Origin of the sequence: Planotetraspora thailandica (assembly GCF_016863335.1) — a bacterium.
Lineage (GTDB): Bacteria > Actinomycetota > Actinomycetes > Streptosporangiales > Streptosporangiaceae > Planotetraspora > Planotetraspora thailandica.
Genome location: NZ_BOOR01000007.1, coordinates 77,852 through 95,226, shown reverse-complemented (window position 1 = coordinate 95,226; position 17,375 = coordinate 77,852). Strand labels below are relative to the sequence as shown.

At 66.9% G+C, this 17,375-nt stretch carries 19 protein-coding genes and 1 pseudogene; 14 read left to right on the top strand and 6 right to left on the bottom strand.

Annotation, left to right across the window (positions count from 1 at the left end):
- Positions 1-34 precede the first annotated feature (34 nt).
- The 7 genes from Pth03_RS05490 to Pth03_RS05460 all read left to right on the top strand — a co-directional run bounded on the left by Pth03_RS05490 (position 35) and on the right by Pth03_RS05460 (position 7,422).
- On the top strand, positions 35-499 hold the full coding sequence (locus Pth03_RS05490; protein WP_203943021.1) for a hypothetical protein: 465 nt from the start codon (positions 35-37) through the stop codon (positions 497-499).
- A 130-nt stretch (positions 500-629) separates the two neighbouring features.
- Positions 630-2,921: a LamG-like jellyroll fold domain-containing protein gene (locus Pth03_RS05485; protein WP_203943020.1), complete on the top strand. Its 2,292-nt coding sequence runs from the start codon at positions 630-632 to the stop codon at positions 2,919-2,921.
- Positions 2,922-3,239: 318 nt separating this feature from the next.
- Positions 3,240-4,172 carry an ABC-three component system protein gene (locus Pth03_RS05480; protein WP_203943019.1) on the top strand — a complete coding sequence of 311 codons (933 nt, stop codon included), beginning with the start codon at positions 3,240-3,242 and terminating at the stop codon, positions 4,170-4,172.
- The gene (locus Pth03_RS05475; RefSeq protein ID WP_203943018.1) at positions 4,156-4,407 is read left to right on the top strand and encodes an ABC-three component system middle component 6; all 252 of its coding nucleotides are present in this window, start codon (positions 4,156-4,158) and stop codon (positions 4,405-4,407) included. Before Pth03_RS05480 ends, Pth03_RS05475 begins: the two co-directional genes overlap by 17 nt.
- Positions 4,397-6,094 (top strand): ABC-three component system protein, encoded by a 1,698-nt coding sequence (locus tag Pth03_RS05470; RefSeq protein WP_203943017.1) that lies wholly within the window; start codon positions 4,397-4,399, stop codon positions 6,092-6,094. The genes Pth03_RS05475 and Pth03_RS05470 overlap by 11 nt, the downstream gene beginning before the upstream one ends.
- A gap of 184 nt (positions 6,095-6,278) precedes the next feature.
- Positions 6,279-6,683, top strand: a complete 405-nt coding sequence (locus tag Pth03_RS05465; RefSeq protein ID WP_203943016.1) for a GNAT family N-acetyltransferase — start codon at positions 6,279-6,281, stop codon at positions 6,681-6,683.
- An 85-nt stretch (positions 6,684-6,768) separates the two neighbouring features.
- Positions 6,769-7,422 (top strand): GNAT family N-acetyltransferase, encoded by a 654-nt coding sequence (locus Pth03_RS05460; RefSeq protein WP_239118773.1) that lies wholly within the window; start codon positions 6,769-6,771, stop codon positions 7,420-7,422.
- A gap of 80 nt (positions 7,423-7,502) precedes the next feature.
- On the opposite strand, the gene Pth03_RS05455 is transcribed toward Pth03_RS05460, so the two are convergent.
- On the bottom strand, positions 7,503-8,453 hold the full coding sequence (locus Pth03_RS05455) for a LysR family transcriptional regulator (RefSeq protein WP_203943015.1): 951 nt from the start codon (positions 8,451-8,453) through the stop codon (positions 7,503-7,505).
- 142 nt (positions 8,454-8,595) lie between these two features.
- Here Pth03_RS05455 and Pth03_RS05450 point away from each other — a divergent pair, with 142 nt between their 5' ends.
- From Pth03_RS05450 to Pth03_RS05435, 4 genes and pseudogenes are all read left to right on the top strand, one after another.
- Positions 8,596-8,958, top strand: a complete 363-nt coding sequence (locus Pth03_RS05450) for a DUF1801 domain-containing protein (RefSeq protein WP_203943014.1) — start codon at positions 8,596-8,598, stop codon at positions 8,956-8,958.
- 5 nt (positions 8,959-8,963) lie between these two features.
- Positions 8,964-9,350: a VOC family protein gene (locus Pth03_RS05445; RefSeq protein ID WP_203943013.1), complete on the top strand. Its 387-nt coding sequence runs from the start codon at positions 8,964-8,966 to the stop codon at positions 9,348-9,350.
- 473 nt (positions 9,351-9,823) lie between these two features.
- Positions 9,824-10,239: pseudogene (locus Pth03_RS05440) on the top strand (YciI family protein).
- Positions 10,239-11,465: an RNA polymerase sigma factor gene (locus tag Pth03_RS05435; RefSeq protein WP_203943011.1), complete on the top strand. Its 1,227-nt coding sequence runs from the start codon at positions 10,239-10,241 to the stop codon at positions 11,463-11,465. Before Pth03_RS05440 ends, Pth03_RS05435 begins: the two are co-directional and overlap by 1 nt.
- A gap of 29 nt (positions 11,466-11,494) precedes the next feature.
- Here Pth03_RS05435 and Pth03_RS05430 read toward each other — a convergent pair whose 3' ends face one another.
- Positions 11,495-11,953, bottom strand: coding sequence for a hypothetical protein (locus tag Pth03_RS05430; protein WP_203943010.1), 459 nt, complete (start codon positions 11,951-11,953; stop codon positions 11,495-11,497).
- A 335-nt stretch (positions 11,954-12,288) separates the two neighbouring features.
- On the opposite strand from Pth03_RS05430, the gene Pth03_RS05425 reads away from it, so the two are divergent.
- Positions 12,289-13,059, top strand: a complete 771-nt coding sequence (locus Pth03_RS05425) for a GNAT family N-acetyltransferase (RefSeq protein ID WP_239118772.1) — start codon at positions 12,289-12,291, stop codon at positions 13,057-13,059.
- 217 nt (positions 13,060-13,276) lie between these two features.
- Positions 13,277-13,501: a translation initiation factor IF-1 gene (gene infA, locus Pth03_RS05420; RefSeq protein ID WP_203943008.1), complete on the top strand. Its 225-nt coding sequence runs from the start codon at positions 13,277-13,279 to the stop codon at positions 13,499-13,501.
- Positions 13,502-13,825: 324 nt separating this feature from the next.
- On the opposite strand, the gene Pth03_RS05415 is transcribed toward infA, so the two are convergent.
- The 4 genes from Pth03_RS05415 to Pth03_RS05400 form a co-directional block, all read right to left on the bottom strand.
- Positions 13,826-14,320, bottom strand: coding sequence for a hypothetical protein (locus Pth03_RS05415; RefSeq protein WP_203943007.1), 495 nt, complete (start codon positions 14,318-14,320; stop codon positions 13,826-13,828).
- A gap of 113 nt (positions 14,321-14,433) precedes the next feature.
- Entirely contained in the window at positions 14,434-15,066 is a 633-nt protein-coding gene (locus Pth03_RS05410; RefSeq protein ID WP_203943006.1) for a DUF998 domain-containing protein, read from the bottom strand.
- A 125-nt stretch (positions 15,067-15,191) separates the two neighbouring features.
- The gene (locus Pth03_RS05405) at positions 15,192-15,692 is read right to left on the bottom strand and encodes a MarR family winged helix-turn-helix transcriptional regulator (protein ID WP_203943005.1); all 501 of its coding nucleotides are present in this window, start codon (positions 15,690-15,692) and stop codon (positions 15,192-15,194) included.
- A 181-nt stretch (positions 15,693-15,873) separates the two neighbouring features.
- Positions 15,874-16,632 (bottom strand): DUF8737 domain-containing protein, encoded by a 759-nt coding sequence (locus Pth03_RS05400; protein ID WP_203943004.1) that lies wholly within the window; start codon positions 16,630-16,632, stop codon positions 15,874-15,876.
- Between the two features lie 73 nt (positions 16,633-16,705).
- Here Pth03_RS05400 and Pth03_RS05395 point away from each other — a divergent pair, with 73 nt between their 5' ends.
- Entirely contained in the window at positions 16,706-17,371 is a 666-nt protein-coding gene (locus tag Pth03_RS05395; protein ID WP_203943003.1) for a winged helix-turn-helix transcriptional regulator, read from the top strand.
- Positions 17,372-17,375 lie beyond the last annotated feature (4 nt).

Here is a 17,375-nt window from a genome sequence, read left to right as displayed (position 1 = left end):
GCCCACGACCTCCCGGCAACCCAGGAGAACGTTGATGGAGACCTCTCAGTTGCCCCACCTGGACGAACACACGACCGCCATCGCGGCCGGCGTCGACGACGTCTGGCCTGTCCTCATCGAAACGCTCGACCGGACCTTCTCACGACCTCACGTGACCGGCTACGCCCGGGCCGTTCGGTGCGCCGACCACACGGCGTCCGGGCCACGGCCGCTGGCCGAAGGTTCGACGATCCCCGGGTTTCGGGTAGCCGCCGCGGCACCGGGATCTGAGCTGGTCCTCGAGGGACGCCACCACTTTTCGACCTACTTCCTGATCTTCCGCCTCGAACAGGTCGACGCGGGCCGATCGCTGCTGCGCGCCGAAAGCCGGGCGGCCTTTCCCGGCGTGGCAGGCGGCCTCTACCGGCTGCTCGTCGTCGGAACGGGTGGTCACGTGGTCGGCATCCGGCGGCTGCTCTCGGCCATCGCGTCCCGATCGGAGGCGCGTGCACGGATGTAGTCGCCGGGGAGTGCGGGATTGACCTCTCTCTTCCTGTGGGCGGCTCCCACGATTCAGACCGGCTTTACCGGACAGCCGCGCATGCCAAATACGGTCCGGCCGTTACCTAGGACGTAGCGGTTGGAGACTGATGAACAACGTAGGCGGACACGGCGTCGGACGCCGTGCCCTGATTCAGGCCGCACTGGCCGCTCCCGCCGTCGGCGCTTTGTCGACGCTGGTAAGCGCCTCTCCGGCGAGCGCGGACGACGGACACGGCGCCGGCGGCAAGGGACACTTCGACGCGGAGAGCCCGCGTTTCGCCCTGGCCGTGCTGCCGGACACCCAATACCTTTTCGACGCGGACAGCGCCAACCCAGCGCCGCTGCTCAAGACCTTCGACTACCTCATTCAGGAACGCGCGGACCTGAACATCGCGTTCATGACGCACCTCGGCGATGTCACCGAGCACGGCACCGAGCAGGAGGAAACGCTCGCGGGCAAGACCTTCCGCGCCATCGACAACAAGGTGCCGTACAGCGTCCTCGCGGGAAACCACGACGTCACGTCGGACGACCAGCGCGGAAAGACGCCCTACCTGAGCGTGTTCGGCCCTCAGCGCTTCGCCAAGTCGCCGACGTTCGGCGGCGCCTCCCCCGACGGCTACAACAGTTTCCACGTGGTCCGGGCGGGCGGCCGTGAATGGCTGATCCTCGCGCTCGACTGGAGACTGTCGGACAAGGGTGTGCAGTGGGCGCAGGGCGTCATCGACGCTCACCGCACGCTGCCCGTCATTCTCACCACCCACGAACTGGTCGCCCCGGGCGACAACGGCACGGCGTCCCTGTCCGCATACGGGCAACAGCTGTGGGACGGCATCATTCGCCGCAACGACCAGATCTTCCTCACTCTCAACGGTCACTTCTGGCCGCCCGCGCGCACGGTTCTGAAGAACGACGCCGGAAACGACGTTCACGCGCATATCACCAACTACCAGGACCGCTACTACGGTGGCGGCGGCATGATCCGCCTGTATCACTTCGACCTCGTCCGGAACGTGATCGACGTCGAGACCATCTCGCCGTGGTTCCTGGACCGCGACCCGGAGCAGCGGTCTCCCCTCGAGGCCGAGACGCTGGAACTCACCGGCCCGACGGACCGTTTCAGCGTCGACATCGACTTCGCCGCGCGCTTCCAGGGGTTCGCCCCGGTGACGCCGCCCCCTTCGCGCCCGGTGAGCGCCGTGACGCCCAAGGGCACCGTGGCGTACTGGCGCTTCGACGAAGCAGGACTCTCAGAAGCCGGTACGGCGGGAAGCCCCGTCGCGGCCGGAACGGTGGTTCGCGACCTCACCGGCAACGGCAACAACCTGACGGTTCAGCTGCTCGGCACTCCGGTGCCCGGCAACCTGCTGAGCCAGGTCAGCGCGGTGACCGCAAGCGCCGAGAACGCGCCGAACGAAATCGCCGCGAACCTCAAGGACGGCAATTCGTCGAGCAAGTGGCTGGCGTTCACCTCGACTGGCTGGGTGACCTACCAGCTGGCCAAGCCCGCGGTGGTGGTGCAGTATGCGCTGACCTCCGCGAACGACTCGCCGGGCCGCGACCCCAAGGACTTCACGGTGCAGGGGTCGAACGACGGCAGTTCGTGGACCGACCTGGACACGCGGACGGGGCAGACCTTCAGCGGGCGGTTCGCCACCAACACCTACAGCTTCACCAACAAGACCGCCTACGCGTACTACCGGCTGAACGTCACCGCGAACTCCGGTGACTCGCTCATCCAGCTCGCCGACTGGAGCATCGGAGACGGCTCGAACCATCTGCTGACCTGGTCGCCCGATCACCACACCGGGCAGCCGGCGCATGCCAGCCTGCGCTTCGACGGAGGCAAGAGCCCCAATAGGGCCGCGATTCTCGAGGCCGTGGCCGACGCGCCCGTCAACAGCATGAAGTTCCGCTCTGGATACACGATCGAGGCGTTCATCAAGCTGCCCGATCCGTTCCAAGGCGACCACTCCTGGATGGGCATCCTCAGCTGGGAGGGACGCAGCGGCGACGCCGGCAAGACCAACGGCTACTCCCAAGACGAACCGACCTGCAGCCTGAACCTGTCTCCCGAGCGGTTCCTGCAGTACATCGTCTATCCGGACGTGCAGAACTCGAGCCCCACATCGTGGAGCCACGCCCTGCCGCCCGGAGAGTGGACGCACATCGCCGTGGTCAACGACGGCCAGGCGACAGTGATCTACGTGAACGGATCGAAGATCGTCCGTAACCCCACACAGCCCTCGACGGGCATCGCCACCCTCGGCAAGCCGTTCGTCATCGGCGCCACGCAGTCTGCCCTGCAGTTCGGCCAGGGCTTCTACGGATGGGTCGGCGACGTTCGCATCTCGTCCCGCGCGTTGCGGACAAGTGAGTTCCTGACCACCTTCAAGTGACACAAACCGTACGGGGCCGGCACATGGCCCGGCCCCGTACGGCATGCCGCCGCACGTTCGTCATCATGCGTGCCATCGAGCGGCTGTACGGCCGGCAACGCCGGCCCATCTGAGCGGACGACCGACCGTTTCGTCCAATTTTGTAACTCATTGCGTCGAGTTGGCAGGCCTTCTCGGCGCGCGGGAATTTCTGTTCCGCGATCCACGGAAAGCCGCCTGCCAGGCATATCACCGTCACTGGACTGTTCATCGGAGCAAATCGGCGTTACGGTCAAAGTGGCATAGTGGCGCGCGCCGATGCGTGTTCTCGAGGAACCAATGAGTTCACACGACGACCAGGACAGGTCCTGGTTTCACAGCCAATTCATATCTCTGTCGATCAGAAAAACCGGCTTCGAATGGCAAGCGTTCGTCAACGACCTCATGCATGCGGTTCATCCCGGCGAGTTCATAGCCGTCGACCCAGGCGGGCGCGGCGACAAGGGCTGTGACGGGTGGGTAGGCGGGCTCATGCTCGCCTGCTATGGAGCGAGCAACCCGAATCAGCGATACGTGACGAAGAAGGTCGAAAGCGATTTCACCACGGCCTTGAAGTACTGGGGCGACAGCATGGAGCGTTGGGCGTTCATACACAACAACGCGAACGGGCTGCCCGAAATGGCGGCACGCGCCGTCATCGAGCTGCGACGGCAGCATCGCGGTTCCATACGGATCGAGGTGTGGCCTCCGCAGGTCCTGTGGAACTACTGCGCGTTCCTGCCGCGGGAGCGCCTGGCGACGATCATCGGCTCTCCCCCGTCCGACCATCCGGCGGGGATGACATACATCGCGCGCTGCGTGGAGTCGCTCGCGCGCACGCGCCTTCATCCTGGCCTGGATCCGGTCGCCGAGGTCGACTTCGGCAAGATCGAACACAACGACTTCGGCGACGCGGTGACTGAGTTGATCAAGCGGTTTCAGGTTCACACCGGACATGTGCGCTACTACTTCACGTTCGCCTCGCCAGGCGAGCAGGCTCAGGTGTCAGAAAACCTGCGGGCCCGTTTCGCGGGCCATCGCGCCCACCTCGATTCCTCGGACGCCGTGTTCCACGCCCTCTGTGACGACCTGGTCGCGGAGGCGTTCGGCACGAACGGCTACCCGGACAAGGCGCAGCAGCGCAGCGCGGCGCTCATGGTCGTCACCCACTTCTTCGAGCAGTGCGAGATCTTCGAGGCCCCCCAGGAGCACCGTCGTGCTGCTTCCTTCTAAGGCCATACCGACCGACCAGGCCCTGCTGGCCGTCGGCGCCCAGATATTGATCCAGCTCGAACGGCCTGGCAGCGTCAGCGCGGTCTGGGATCGGTTGCTGGAGTGGCGGTCGATGCGCGGCATGAGATCCGCGCTACCGTTCTGGTGGTTCTCGCTTGCACTCGACGTTCTCTACTCGATTGGCGTCGTCGATGAGCACAACGGAGAGCTGGTGAGGAAGAGCCGTGTTGTATGAGCTCAAAAGCAACCTGCCCGGGTTCAAGACCGCGCACTTCCGAGACGGCCTGAACATCGCCGTCGCCAGAAGGCACCGGACGCCCATCGCCGCGGACAGCAGGAACCCCGTCGGCAAGACGAGTTTCGTGCGACTCCTGGACTTCCTGCTGGGGTCCGATGTCCGGCTCGGGCATCCGCTTCGCCGTACGGAGTTGGCGCACGCGGAGTTCGGCCTCACCCTCGATCTCTTCGGCCAACCGAGAACGATCGGCCGAAGCGCCGAGAATCTCGCGTACGCCCAGGTGAACGGGGCCGGCATGCGGATCACGAAGTTCCGCGCCTACCTCGGCAACGCGTTGTTCGGGCTCAACGGCGGCGGCAACGAGCCGTCCTTCCGGTCGTTGATGGCCTATTACCTCAGAGATGTCACGGCAGGCGGATTCGCCTCCCCGACGGAGACCTACCGCAAGCAGCGGGCCGCCGACGCTCAACCCGCCCTCGCGTATCTGTTCGCCCTGGATGTCGATCTGGTGGCGAAGGTGCGAGAGGTGGGCGAGACCGACAAGAACCTGCGCGAGCTGAGAAGAGCCGCCAAGGATTCGATCATGGGTATGACGCTGGGGAAGGCCAGCGACCTCGACGCCCAGATCCGGACCCTGCAGATCCGGCGCGACGACCTCTCCAGGGAAATCGCGGACTTTCACGTGGTGGATCGCTACGCCCAGCACCGCGTGCAGGCGGACGAGGTCAGCAGGCGGATCCGTGAGATCAACGATCATCTCGTGCTCATCGAGCGCGGAGCCAGGGACATCGAGAAGGCGCTGTCGCAGAACGAGGAGAGTTTCCCCGACCGCGATTATCTTCGCGATGTCTTCGAGCAGGTAGGCGTCGTGCTCCCGGACCTGGTCACGCGCCGTTTCGACGAGGTCGAGGCGTTCCACCAGTCGATCGTCTCCAACCGGCGTCGTTATCTGGAGGACGAGCATGCCCGGCGGTTGCGGGACATCTCACGAGACCGCGAGGAACTGGCCGGGCTCGACCGGGAACGGGCCGAACTGATGCGCCTGCTGGAGGCCGGCGGGGCGCTCGAAACCTACAGCGAACTGCAGCGCCGGATCTCCGTCGTCGACGGCCAGCTCAGCGAACTCATGGAGCGTCGCGCCCTCGTCGACCGATGGGGGAACACCGACCGTCACCTCCAACTTCGCTCGGCCGAGCTCGCGCTGCAGATCAGCTCGGACCTGCATGACCGGCGCGACCACATCGCGGACATCTCACGGCTGTACGCGTCGTTCGCGTACCGGCTCTACGGCGACAGGCGGCCCGCCGCGTTGACCATCCAGGCCAAGCGATCCGGGTACAAATTCGTCCCCACCATCGGCGGCGACGCCACGGAGGATGTCGAGGGTGTGGCTCTGTTCTGCTTCGACCTCTGCATGGCGGTGACGGCGAAGCGGGCCGGTCATGGCCCGGACTTCCTGGTACACGACAGCCACCTCCTCGATCACGTGGACGCCCGCCAGGTCGCCGGAGCCCTCGACCTCGCCGCCGAGACATGCCGAGAGGAGGGACTGCAGTACATCACGACGATCGATTCCTACCGACTCGACGATGCGCTGCGGGAACGTCCCGACCTGGATTACAAACTCTGCACCGAGATGACCGAAGAGCGGGACGACGGCGGTCTCTTCGGGATCCGTTACTGACCGATCAGCCGCAGGAACACCTCGGTCGTCACGATCGGGACCCCATAGATGCGTGCCCTGCGTGCCTTCTGGGAGAGGGTGTGCATCGGCAGCGTTCGGGATGGCCGTTCCCCATGAAATGCACCTGAGGCAGAATGCGGAGGTGGTGGAGATCCGGTTGTTCCGATCTGGCGACGGTCCGGCCGTGGCCGACGTCATCGAGCGATGCCTGCGCGAACTCAACAGTCGCGATTACCCGGAAGAGATCATCGAGCGCATGTGCGCACACTTCTCCGCCGAGCGGATCGTGCAACTCGCCGACGAGCGGCAGATGTTCGTCGCCGAGCGGGCGGGGATCGCGGGCACCGTCTCCCGCGATGGCAACAAGGTCTTCACGATGTTCGTCCATCCCCGGGCGATCGGTCAGGGTGTCGGACGGCGGTTGATGCGCCACATCGAGGCGCTGGCTGCAGCCGAGGGGTACGACTACATGGAAACCGGCGCCAGCGTGACTGGGCATGGGTTCTACCAGCGGCTGGGTTACGTCGACGTGCGCACGAGCGAGACGGAGTTCGGCGTCAACTACATTCTCCGGAAACCACTGCGATGACAGGCGTGGCGGACATCGGTAACCACCAGGCCGGCGGCGCGCTGCACGCGAAAATCGAAGGCGTGGGACGGCGCCGGTTGGCAGGATGATCCGCGTGCCAAACCATATGCAGCCCGAGTATCCGATCCGCACCGAACGGCTGCTACTACGTCCGTTGACCGTCGGCGATGTCGACTCGCTGCTGGCATACCGGAGCCGGCCCGATGTCTGCCGCTACGTACCCTTCGAGCCGATGGACCGTCAGGTCATCGGTGAACGACTCGAAGCGCAGTGGGCCTCCACCGCACTCACCGACGAGGGGCAGTCCTTGACGCTCGGCATCGAGCTCGCCCGAACCGGTGAACTCGTCGGCGACGTGGTCCTGTTCTGGCACAGCCGGGAACATCGCGGCGGAGAGATTGGATACGTGCTGAATCCCGACTTCGCCGGCCATGGCTACGCCACCGAGGCGGCACACGCACTGCTGCGATTGGGCTTCGACGAATTCGGCCTGCACCGCATCATCGCGCGCCTTGACGAGCGCAACGAAGCCTCGGCGAGGCTAGCGCGCCGGCTCGGGATGCGACAGGAGGCTCGGCTGATCCACAACGAGCTCTTCAAGGGCGAATGGAGCACCGAGCTCGACTTCGCCATGCTTGCCGACGAGTGGCCTGCCCACCGCGCGGGCTTCACCTACGGACGCCAACGAGGTGATACGGACACACCGATCACCGAGGTGCCGACGCGGCGGAACCACTGAACGTCCTCCTTCGGATCGCAGCCCACGCCCACACAGCCGTCGGCCCCGCCGGCCCGATGAGCCCGATGAGCCTGATGACGTTATGTGAACGGCGTCGCCGTCCGGGAGTCGGCGTCCGCAGCGGCCCGGTGATCGGGGTCCGCCGGGGCCTGGCGGCCGGCGTCCGTCGCGGCCCGCACGAACTCGCGGACCCGGGCCGTGGTGTTGGTCTCAAGCCAGACCAGGCCCCGTTCGATCGGGGGCGCGTCGTGAATCGGCACGTAGGAGATGTCCGGCCGGGGGTAGTACCGGCGGCTGTGCTCACCCACGGGGAGCACGCCCCTGCCCATCGCGACCAGTGACAACATCTCGGAGAACGTGTTGCCCGCCGGGCCCTTCGTCACGGGCCTGCCCGACGGCGTGTGGTCGGGCGTGCGGTCGCGCTTGAACTCCCCCGAGGTGACCTGGGGGTACTGGATCACGGGGTGCTCGGCGAGCACCTCGAGGGACACCGACGTCTCGCGGGCGAGCGGGTGGTCGGCGGCCACGGCCAGCGACCGGCCCTCTGACAGCAAGGCCGGTCCACAGGCCATGCCGTCGAAGGGGTACGACGCAATGAGGATGTCGATCGAGCCGTCGAGCAGGCTCGCCCGCGAGTTGAACAACTGCACCTCGTGGACCTCGACCTCGCAGTCGGGGTGGCGCTCACGGAACACGCTGACGGCTCTGAGCAGCACCGGCCCGGTCCACTCGCCGAGGAACGCCACGCGCAGCCGTCCGCTGACGCCGCGCCCGGCGTCTACGGCCCTGCGTATCGCCTCGTCCATCTGAGCCGCCAACGGCGCCAGATCGTCGGCCAGTCGTCGGCCGATTGGAGTGAACCTGACGACGCGGCTGGTGCGTTCGAACAGCGGAGCGCCGATGCGGCGTTCCAGCTTCTTGACGACATGGCTGATCCGCCCGGTCGTCACCCCCAGGCGCTCGGCTGTACGGCCGAAGTGCAGTTCCTCGGCGAGCGTCAGGAATGTCTCGAGTTCGTGGCGCTCCAGCATGGCGACTTCCCATCGTTGAATCTGAGTCAACGATCGTAGCCTGATCATGGCTTGGTCGGCCTCGCCGTCCGGAGCATCGTTGGGAGTGGCGCCGGCGCGCACCACCGGCCCTTCTGCACAGCTTCGACTGAGATGGAACCTCATGACCACAACGAATGTCACCGACTACCTGGCGGGCCTGGACGGCACTCTGCGGGAGATCGGCGAGAAGCTGCGGCCCGTCATCGACTCGGGCCTGCCCGGCGCCCAGGGGGCGATGTGGCACGGTCATCCGACCTGGAGCCTCGGCGGCAGACCGGGGGAGATCCCGGTCTGCCTGCTCAAGGCGTACGGGTCGTACGTCACTTTCGGGTTGTGGCGGGGACAGGAGATCGACGACTCGTCGGGGCGCCTGGTCGCGGGCGCCCGGCAGATGGCCTCGGCGAAGCTCCGTGCCGTCGACGACATCGACCCGGCCCTGTTCACCGACTGGCTGGGTCAGGCGCTGGCCCTGGAATCGAGGTGACGGTCATGCGAGTGAAGGCCTTCGACCACCTGGTGCTCAACGTGGAGGACGTCGAGCGCGCGCTGGAGTTCTACTGCGGAGTTCTCGGCCTGGAGCCCGTACGCGTCGCCGAGTGGCGGGCCGGCGAGGTCGGGTTCCCGTCCGTAAGGGTCACCCCGGAGACGATCATCGACATGGTTCGCCGTCCCCGGGGCGAATCGAACGTCGACCACATCTGCCTGGTCGTGGAACCGCTGGATTGGCAGGAGGTCATCGACTCGGGCGTCTTCACCGTGATCGAGGGGCCCGTGGGCCGGTTCGGCGCGCGCGGAAACGCGACCTCGATCTACGTGCTGGACCCCGACGGCAACACCGTGGAGCTGCGCTGGTATCCGCAGGACGCCGAAGGCTGAACAGGCAGGCGGACCGCGTCGCGGCTTCGGTTCGCTGCGGGTGCGGGTCACGGTCGGCGAGATGCGGCCCCCGTCACCGGCGCAGCGCGCTCGACGTTGTGCCCGCGCGCCCGCCCGGCGGAGACTAATGTCCTCGACATGGGCGAGTTTGTGACAGTGTCTGCCTTCCGACAGGTCGCGCCCTACCTCGGCCCTCGCTACCCGGAGGACCCGTCGGCATATCTGGCACGGATCCGGCTGGCCTCCGGCTGGTCGAACAAGCTCCCCGCCGGTGATGCCGAGCTCTGGCGAGCGCACCGTATGCGACCGCGCACGCATGCGTTGGCAAACAAACAACGAGGCGCAACGCGGGTCGGAGGGATCGGTTGGGTCGCGGCGAGAGTTTTCTCCGGGGCCGTGTCGATCCGCGGACCGCTCGTTCGACCTGAGGGTGCGAGGGTCGAGAGGCGGCCCCGCCGGATGAGGAGAACGCGATGCCGAAGTACCTGCTGATCATGCGGGGCACCGACGAGTCGAACGCGGCCATGATGGCCGACATCGACGAGATGATGGCCACGACCCGCCAGTTCATCGAGGAGATGGTCAAGGCCGGGGTTCTCCTCGCGGCGGAAGGGCTGGACGATCCGGGCCAGGGCGTCGTGGTCGACTTCAGCGGCGAGGCCCCGGTGGTCACGGACGGGCCGTACGGCGAGACCAAGGAACTGTTCGGGGGCTTCTTCCTGGTCGACGTCGCCTCGAAACAGGAGGCGGTCGAGTGGGCCAAGCGGGTCCCGGCGGCCCCCGGGTCCAAGATCGAGGTCCGCCGGGTGCCCGGGAGCGACGAGGTCCCGCAGGTCGACGAGTGATCGTAAAGGACTGGGCCGGGCGCGAGAGCAACGGCCAGATCTGATGGGTACGGCCGATGTCGAGGCCGTCTGGCGGATCGAGTCGGCTCGGATCGTCGCCGCGCTGACCCGGTTCACCGGCGATTTCGGGCTGGCCGAGGACGCGGCCCAGGAGGCGGTGGCCGAGGCGCTGGTGTCGTGGCCGCTCGCCTCTCCGGCGAATCCGGCCGGCTGGCTGATGGCCACGGCCCGACGGCGGGCGATCGACGCGATCCGCCGCCGGGCAGCCCTCCAGGACCGATACGCCCTGCTGGCGGCCGACTTGGCGGTCGACTCGGCGGTCGACGAAGGAATCGATCCCGACAAGATCGATGACGACGTGCTGGCGCTGATGTTCGTCAGCTGCCACCCGGTGCTTTCCCCCGAGGCCCGGGTGGCGCTGACCCTGCGCGTGGTCGGCGGCCTGTCCAGCGAGGAGATCGCCCGCGCGTTCCTCGTACCCGTGCCGACCGTGCAGGCCCGCATCACCCGGGGAAAGAAGACGATCGCGGCGGCCGGGGTGCCGTTCGAACTGCCGCCGGCCGCCGAGCTCCGGGAGCGGCTGGGCGGCGTGCTCAGCGTCATCTACGTGATCTTCACCGAGGGGTCGACGGCCACGTCGGGCGACCGACTGCTGCGCCCCGACGTCGCGCACGAGGCGATCCGGCTGGCCCGCACGCTGGCAGCGCTGCAGCCGGAAGAGCCGGAGGTGCACGGCCTGCTCGCGTTGTGCGAGCTTACGGCCGCGCGCTTCCCGGCCCGGACCGGCCCGGACGGTTCGCCGATCCTGCTCGAGGACCAGGACCGGCGGCTGTGGGACATCTCTGCGATCCGCCGTGGGCTGGCCGCGCTGGCCAAGGCATCGACTCGCGGCCTCGGCCCCTACGGCCTGCAGGCCGCGATCGCCGCCACCCATGCGTCGGCGCCCTCCGTCGAGGCAACCGACTGGGACCGAATCGTGGTGCTCTATGAGGCACTCGGCCGGGTCGCACCCTCGCCGGTGGTCGAGCTCAACCGGGCCGTCGCCGTGGCCATGGCCTCGGGCCCGGCGCAAGCCCTGGCCATCGTGGACGCGCTGATCGCCTCGGACCGGCTCCCCGGTTCGCATCTGGTCCCGACCGTACGCGGTGAGCTGCTGGCCCGGCTCGGACGGCGACCGGAAGCGCGCGCCGAGCTGGAGCTGGCGGCCCGGCTGTGCGCCAACCAGCGCGAACGCTCAGTGCTGCTGCGCAAGGCGGCCACGCTGAGCTGACTTTTTTCAGCTCGGCCGGCCGATTGCAGCTACGCGAGATCCAACAGGTGCATCTCGCCGCCGCGGATCATCCAGTCGTCCCAGTAGCCGAGACGCCCGCACGCGACACAGCGACTCGTGATGGCGATCGCACGGATTCCGTCACCATCGGCGTAGACGGAGTAGCCCACCGCGACGTTGAAGTCCTCTTCGTCGCCGTCACCGTCGCACTCGCAGACCATGATGCCGGACCTGGCGTCATCCCAGTACTCGCCGCTGTCCGCGATGAAATGCTCCGCACCGCAGCCGCGGCATATGCGCTTCGCTGCGTGCTCCTCGAGATCGCCACAAACGCCGAAGACATGTCCGCCGCACGCCGCGCACCTGCACAGCCGTACTTCGTGAACGTCGTATCCCTCAGCGCCTTGCGCCATCGCGTAATCGGTGAGGTCCTCGAGGGTCTCGCCCACCGGCCAGCCGCCGACTTCGCTGATCACCACAGCCGCCATCTCACCATACTGGGGCACTGCGACGCACACGCTCATGCCGCTGACCGCGTGGTCGCCGAACTCGGACCGAGCGTACGGCCGGCGGCAGATGAGGACGTTGGCGGCCCGCCAAGTTGGTCGGCGGAAAAATGGTTGGGCGGGACGATATTCGGGCTGATAGCGTGCGGGAGACCGTGCCAGACCGCGAGGAGGTGAGACCCATGAACGCTGTATCGATGTGGGTGCTCCCCCTCGTCGTCACGGTCGGGCGATTGACGTAGGTGTCGCCGGGAGCGCCTCGACAAGGCAACCCCGAAAGGCAACAACCTATGAATTCTGCGCATTTCACTTCGGGCATGGGCGAGCATGCCGTACTGATCACGCGGGTCGCGGAGAGGCAATGGCACGCTGTGGAGGACGACCGGGTGGTCGGCCGCGGTGACGCCTCGCGCAGGCCCGACGGGCGGATCTTCGTCAGCATCGACGCGTGGCATGGCGCTGTCTTCGACCAACTCGCCGATGCCATGCTGGCGGACCTGCCGAAGCCGCTGTACACGGTGGTCGACGAGGCTGACCTCGACTTGACGTCCAATTGGGAGCGAGCCGGCTTCACGACCCGACGCCGCGAGTGGGAGTACCTCGTGCCCACCGACCCGCGGGTCACGGGACTCGGCTCAGTGCTACCGCCGCCGGGCGTGACGATGGTGGCCGTCGGCGAGGCGGAGGAGGGCCCTCTGCGCACGTTGGACCGCGTGATTCGCGACGAAGTCGAGGCCACCGTCGGATGGCAGGAGATGCCGGCTGAGGTGTTGCCCCGCCCGGACGGCGCTACCCTGCTGGACCCGTCGAAGTACGCGGTGGCAGCACAGTCCGATGAATACGTGGGACTGGTCCGGCTGGCGCCGGTGACCCGGCAGCCACGGATCGGGTTGATCGCAGTCCGGTCCGACCGGCACCGCCGCGGTATCGCTCGGGCGCTGCTCGCCCACGTGCTGGGTTCGCTGCACCGCCGCGGGATCGAAACGGCATCGGCCGAAGTGAACGAATCCAACGGGGCGGCCATGGCGCTGTTCGAAGGCATCGGCGCCCGGCGTGCGAGCAGCAACCTGGAGTTGGTGCTCCGCTGACGCCCCACCGCATCACCGCGCGAGGGGACCGGGCCCGAAGCACGCGCGGCACAGGCCGACCTGATGAGCGAGCATCGGTTCCCGTAACACGCGGGACGGCCGGTCGCGGCCGCCGTCCGCGACAACCGCGTCTGCCGAGGCGCCTCCATCACGGTTGCGTCAACGGAATTCGTTTCCTCACCGACCTCACAGTCACCGACCGGAGAAGTGCGAAGATATGGCAAGAACAACAGACGGCATCGAAGTCGAGGGCACCGTCGTCGAGTGCCTGCGCAACGCCACCTTCAGGGTGGAGCTCCAGAACGGGCACAAGGTGCTAGCGCACATCAGCGGGAAGATACGGAAGAACTACATCAAGATCTTGCCGTATGACCGGGTGCTCGTGGAGCTCAGCCCGTACGACCTCACCCGCGGCCGGATCCTCTACCGATACAGGACGTAGCGGCGAGCGGGACGCCGAAATAGGAAAAGAAGTCTCCGATCTGGATCGGAGAAGTGCTCGATGCAGGAATCAGAGTCGACGACTCGGTTCTTCGTCCGGTACCTCGGCCGGGTAGGCACGTCACCGGCCTTTCGCGACAGCGGTATCGACCGTCCGGCTTCGAGCCGGACGCCGATACCGCTGTCGCATCGCGTCTTTCGTCGGAGCCGACATGCACGCTCATCCGCATGAGCGCCTGGCTCGCGGCAGAAGAGTGCGTCGCTCAGTAAGGTTATTCGACCTTGGCTTCCAAATCAGGCGGCAGTTTTCAAGAGAGCGACTACGTCAGCCCTGACCTGGGCATAGGCACTCCCATGTCCGCGCTTCATCAGGTATTCCGCAGCGTCTTGATTTGTCTGCCGATGCTGCCCCGCTCGACCCTGGCGGCGCAGCCACTTCGTGGAACGAACAGGTGATGATGGGCATCACCGACGGTCGGCATCGTCGAGGCGTTGAGGACTGGATGCAGAAGCTGGTCGGCTGTGACACCGAGAACCGTTCGACCTCCGCCGCGAACGAGTGGGGACGCGGCGGGCCCCACATCGCCGCCAGCATGTTGGCGGCCTGCCTGCGCCGGACCTCGAACTCGGTGTACACCCGCTCGTAGATGTCGACGATCGCGCCCTCGTCGTCGGCTGGCGTCTCGTAGAGGCTTGGGCTCGACGCGATCGGCGCGAAGTGGCCGCCCGGCACGGACTCGGCCTCGCCGATGAGCCAGGACCCACGGCCGGATCCATCAGTGGGGAACGGCCGTGCGACCAGATCCAGGACCGCGGCCACAAGGCTGTGATCGTCTACGCGGTGACACTACTGCGGGTCGATGCTCACCAGGTCGAGGTCGTCAAGGTCGATGGGCGTGGCTTTCCGCTGCGAGGCGACGGTACTGGTTGCGGTTATCGACGAGTGGTTGTGACAGCTGCTGCTGTCCGTCTTTCGGGCTGTCGAGCGGTCCGGATCAGGTGGACGGCGAGGACTGCGGTCCACCCTGACCCGATCGTGGCGACGGCTCGCTCAAGCAGGCCGTGGATGGCTGCGGTCGAGTGCAGTCCGAAGGCGATGAACGACGCCATCACGGCGAGACCGGTCAACAGAGACGGGCCACCGAGCCGCTGCCAGCCGGGGGTTTCCTTGAGGCGACGGGACATCGGGAATGGTGAGATCGCCAGCAGCGTGACCACGACGACGCCGCCGATCACGTCCTGGGCTCCTGCGAAGGTGGACGTGGCCTGGTGTGCGCCGCAGACGCCGCTCTGGCAGGGGATCTGTAGGAATGACAGGATGTTGCCGAAGCCGAGCGCCGAGAAGGCGAGCATCCACGGGGCGTAGAAGGCGGTTCGGCCGGCGGCGCGCAGTGCTGGACGCAGTCCGAAAAGGGCGAACAGCATGGTGCCGATGCCGGCCGCGATCAGGAGTGTCACCGGGACCTCGGCGTGGGGCGCCGTGCGGGCCATCAGGTCGCTGATGGTGTCCCGGACAATGCTGTAGCTGTGGGGTTGCCAGCTGGCGGGGATCAGCCAGCCGGCCATGAACAGGATCTGCGAGGCGAGGCCGATTATGCCGAAGGCGGTCAGGGCCCTGTCGGGCGTTGATCGCCGGTCCGGCTCACTCGGCCGGGTTGTCTGGTCTGACCGTGTCGATGGCGTGGTGCACGTCATAAGGTCCCCCCATTGGTCGCGTCGTTGTTCGCCTGGTATTTCCACCACTGGTCACGCCTGTCCGTCTTGGCCCGCGTGGGCTCTGGGCCGCTCGTGCCCACGAGCCGCTGGGCGAGGTGCGTGAAGGTGCTGATCTCCTGGTCCGTCCAGGCGGCGGTCCATGCGGCGAACAGTCGCAGGCCGTTGTCGACCATGCGGTCGATCTCCTGCTCACCGGCCTCGCTGAGCCCGACGGTGTAGCGCCGGCCGTCCGCGGGGTCCGGGCGGATCACCACGCGCCCGGCCTCGCGCAGGGACTTCACGCGGCCGGTCACCGAGGACGGCTTCGCGTTCAACTCGGCCGCGATCTCGCCGGGCGACAGCGGGCCGCGCCGGAGCAGCAGTTCCATGATCCCCACGAGCTCGACGTCGAAGGCCCGGCCCTGTCCACGGCGGATCACGTTCACCAGGCCCATGACGGCGCCGGCGAACGCGGAGATGTCACGTTTCTCGGTCACGGGCACGAGCGTAAAGTAGTTCGTGCGTCGTAGCAAATATTTTTCCGTACCCACCACGCCCTACCGGACCGCCAGTCCAGCCAATCCTCGCGAGCATGCCGATCAGCCATGATCGGGTGTACCGACATCGGCAGATGAGCGCGTTCCGCGTTTGGGCGCGACCAACGGCAGAAGCGAGCGTTCAGTGGTGACTGAGACGGGCACCAACGTTGCCCGTCGCGTTGTTCTGCGTCCGTGCGGTGGCGGCCAGTCGCCGCAGGGACGTGATGTGCAGCGTGAGCAGCAGCGGGACGGCAGCCGTGGGGATCAGGGCGAGCGGGAGTTCGGTGATCGCCCGTGAGGAAGGTGTCACGTTGAGGATCCCAAAACCGGTGAGCGTCCCCAGGGTCAGCGCCGTGACGAGATCGACGATTCCCAGCACGTTGAACCACACCGCGATCCGGCGACCAGTGCCCTTCGCGATGCGGCGCGCGACGAAGGGCGCCGCGATGCCGGTCGCGATGTCGCCCAGGCCGGCGGGCAGGGCGAACAGCGCGGGCAGGTGACCGAGGGCCATCGTGATCAGGAATGCCACCCCGACCACTCGGAACGTGTGCGGCAGTTCAAGACGGCTGAGCATGCCGGGCGCGGCGAGAGCGCGGGCCACCGAGGGAATCCAGGTGGCGGCCAGCAGGACGACCAGCGTGGCGACGACCGCGATCGGCAGCCCGGGCGGCCGACGGCCGAGCTCGGCGAGATACCCGCCGTGCGCCGCGATCACCCCGCTGATCGTGAACCAGCCGCCGAGCAGCACCGCCGAGACCACGCCGACCCCCACCGCGCGCCGGTGACCGAGACCCGCGAGCTTCGCGCCTTGATACAACACGAAGCTGGTCAGCCCCGGTATTCCGATCATTCCGGCGAGAGTGAGCACCCAGAGATGGACGGGCGCACCGGTCATCGCGATCACCTCGGTTTACTATCTGACAGTTAGTAGCTACTAGATAGTATCTAATGGCTAGTAGAATGCCAGAGTGACCCGCAACGTCCGCACGTACGATCACTTCTGCCTGGTGGCCCGCTCCCTGGAGCGGGTCGGTGACCGATGGAGCCTGCTGGTGGTCCGCGACCTGCTGACCGGCCCCAAGCGGTTCACCGACCTGATGGGACGGCTCGGCGGAATCACCCCGAAAACGCTCAGCCAACGCCTACACGAACTCACCGACGTCGGCATCGTCGCGGTCGATCGCGAGCCCGGCCGCCGCGAGGTCCGGTACCGGCTGACGACCGCCGGCAGCGAACTCGGCCCTGTGGTCGATGCCCTGAACCTGTGGGGACTGCGACACGCCTGGCGCCCGCCACAGCCCGGTGAGCCACTGCACGTCGAGCACCTGCTGGCCGCCATCACCCAAGCCATCGAGCACACGACAGACGACCGCGAACCCGCCCGATGGCACTTCCGGTTCCCCGACGACGACTACCTGGTGGAATGCGACGGTCGCCAGTGGACGTTGACCGCGACCTCACCACGGTCCAGGCCCGATCTCACCGTCACGACCACCACCGACGCATTCGTCCAATTCGTCTTCAGCCAGCCAGACCGGCCGGAGCCGAAGATCGACATCGACGGCGATCAGCCGGCGGTCCGCCGATTCGTCCGTCTGATCAGCACCTTCACCGACATCATCGAACAACCATGACCAC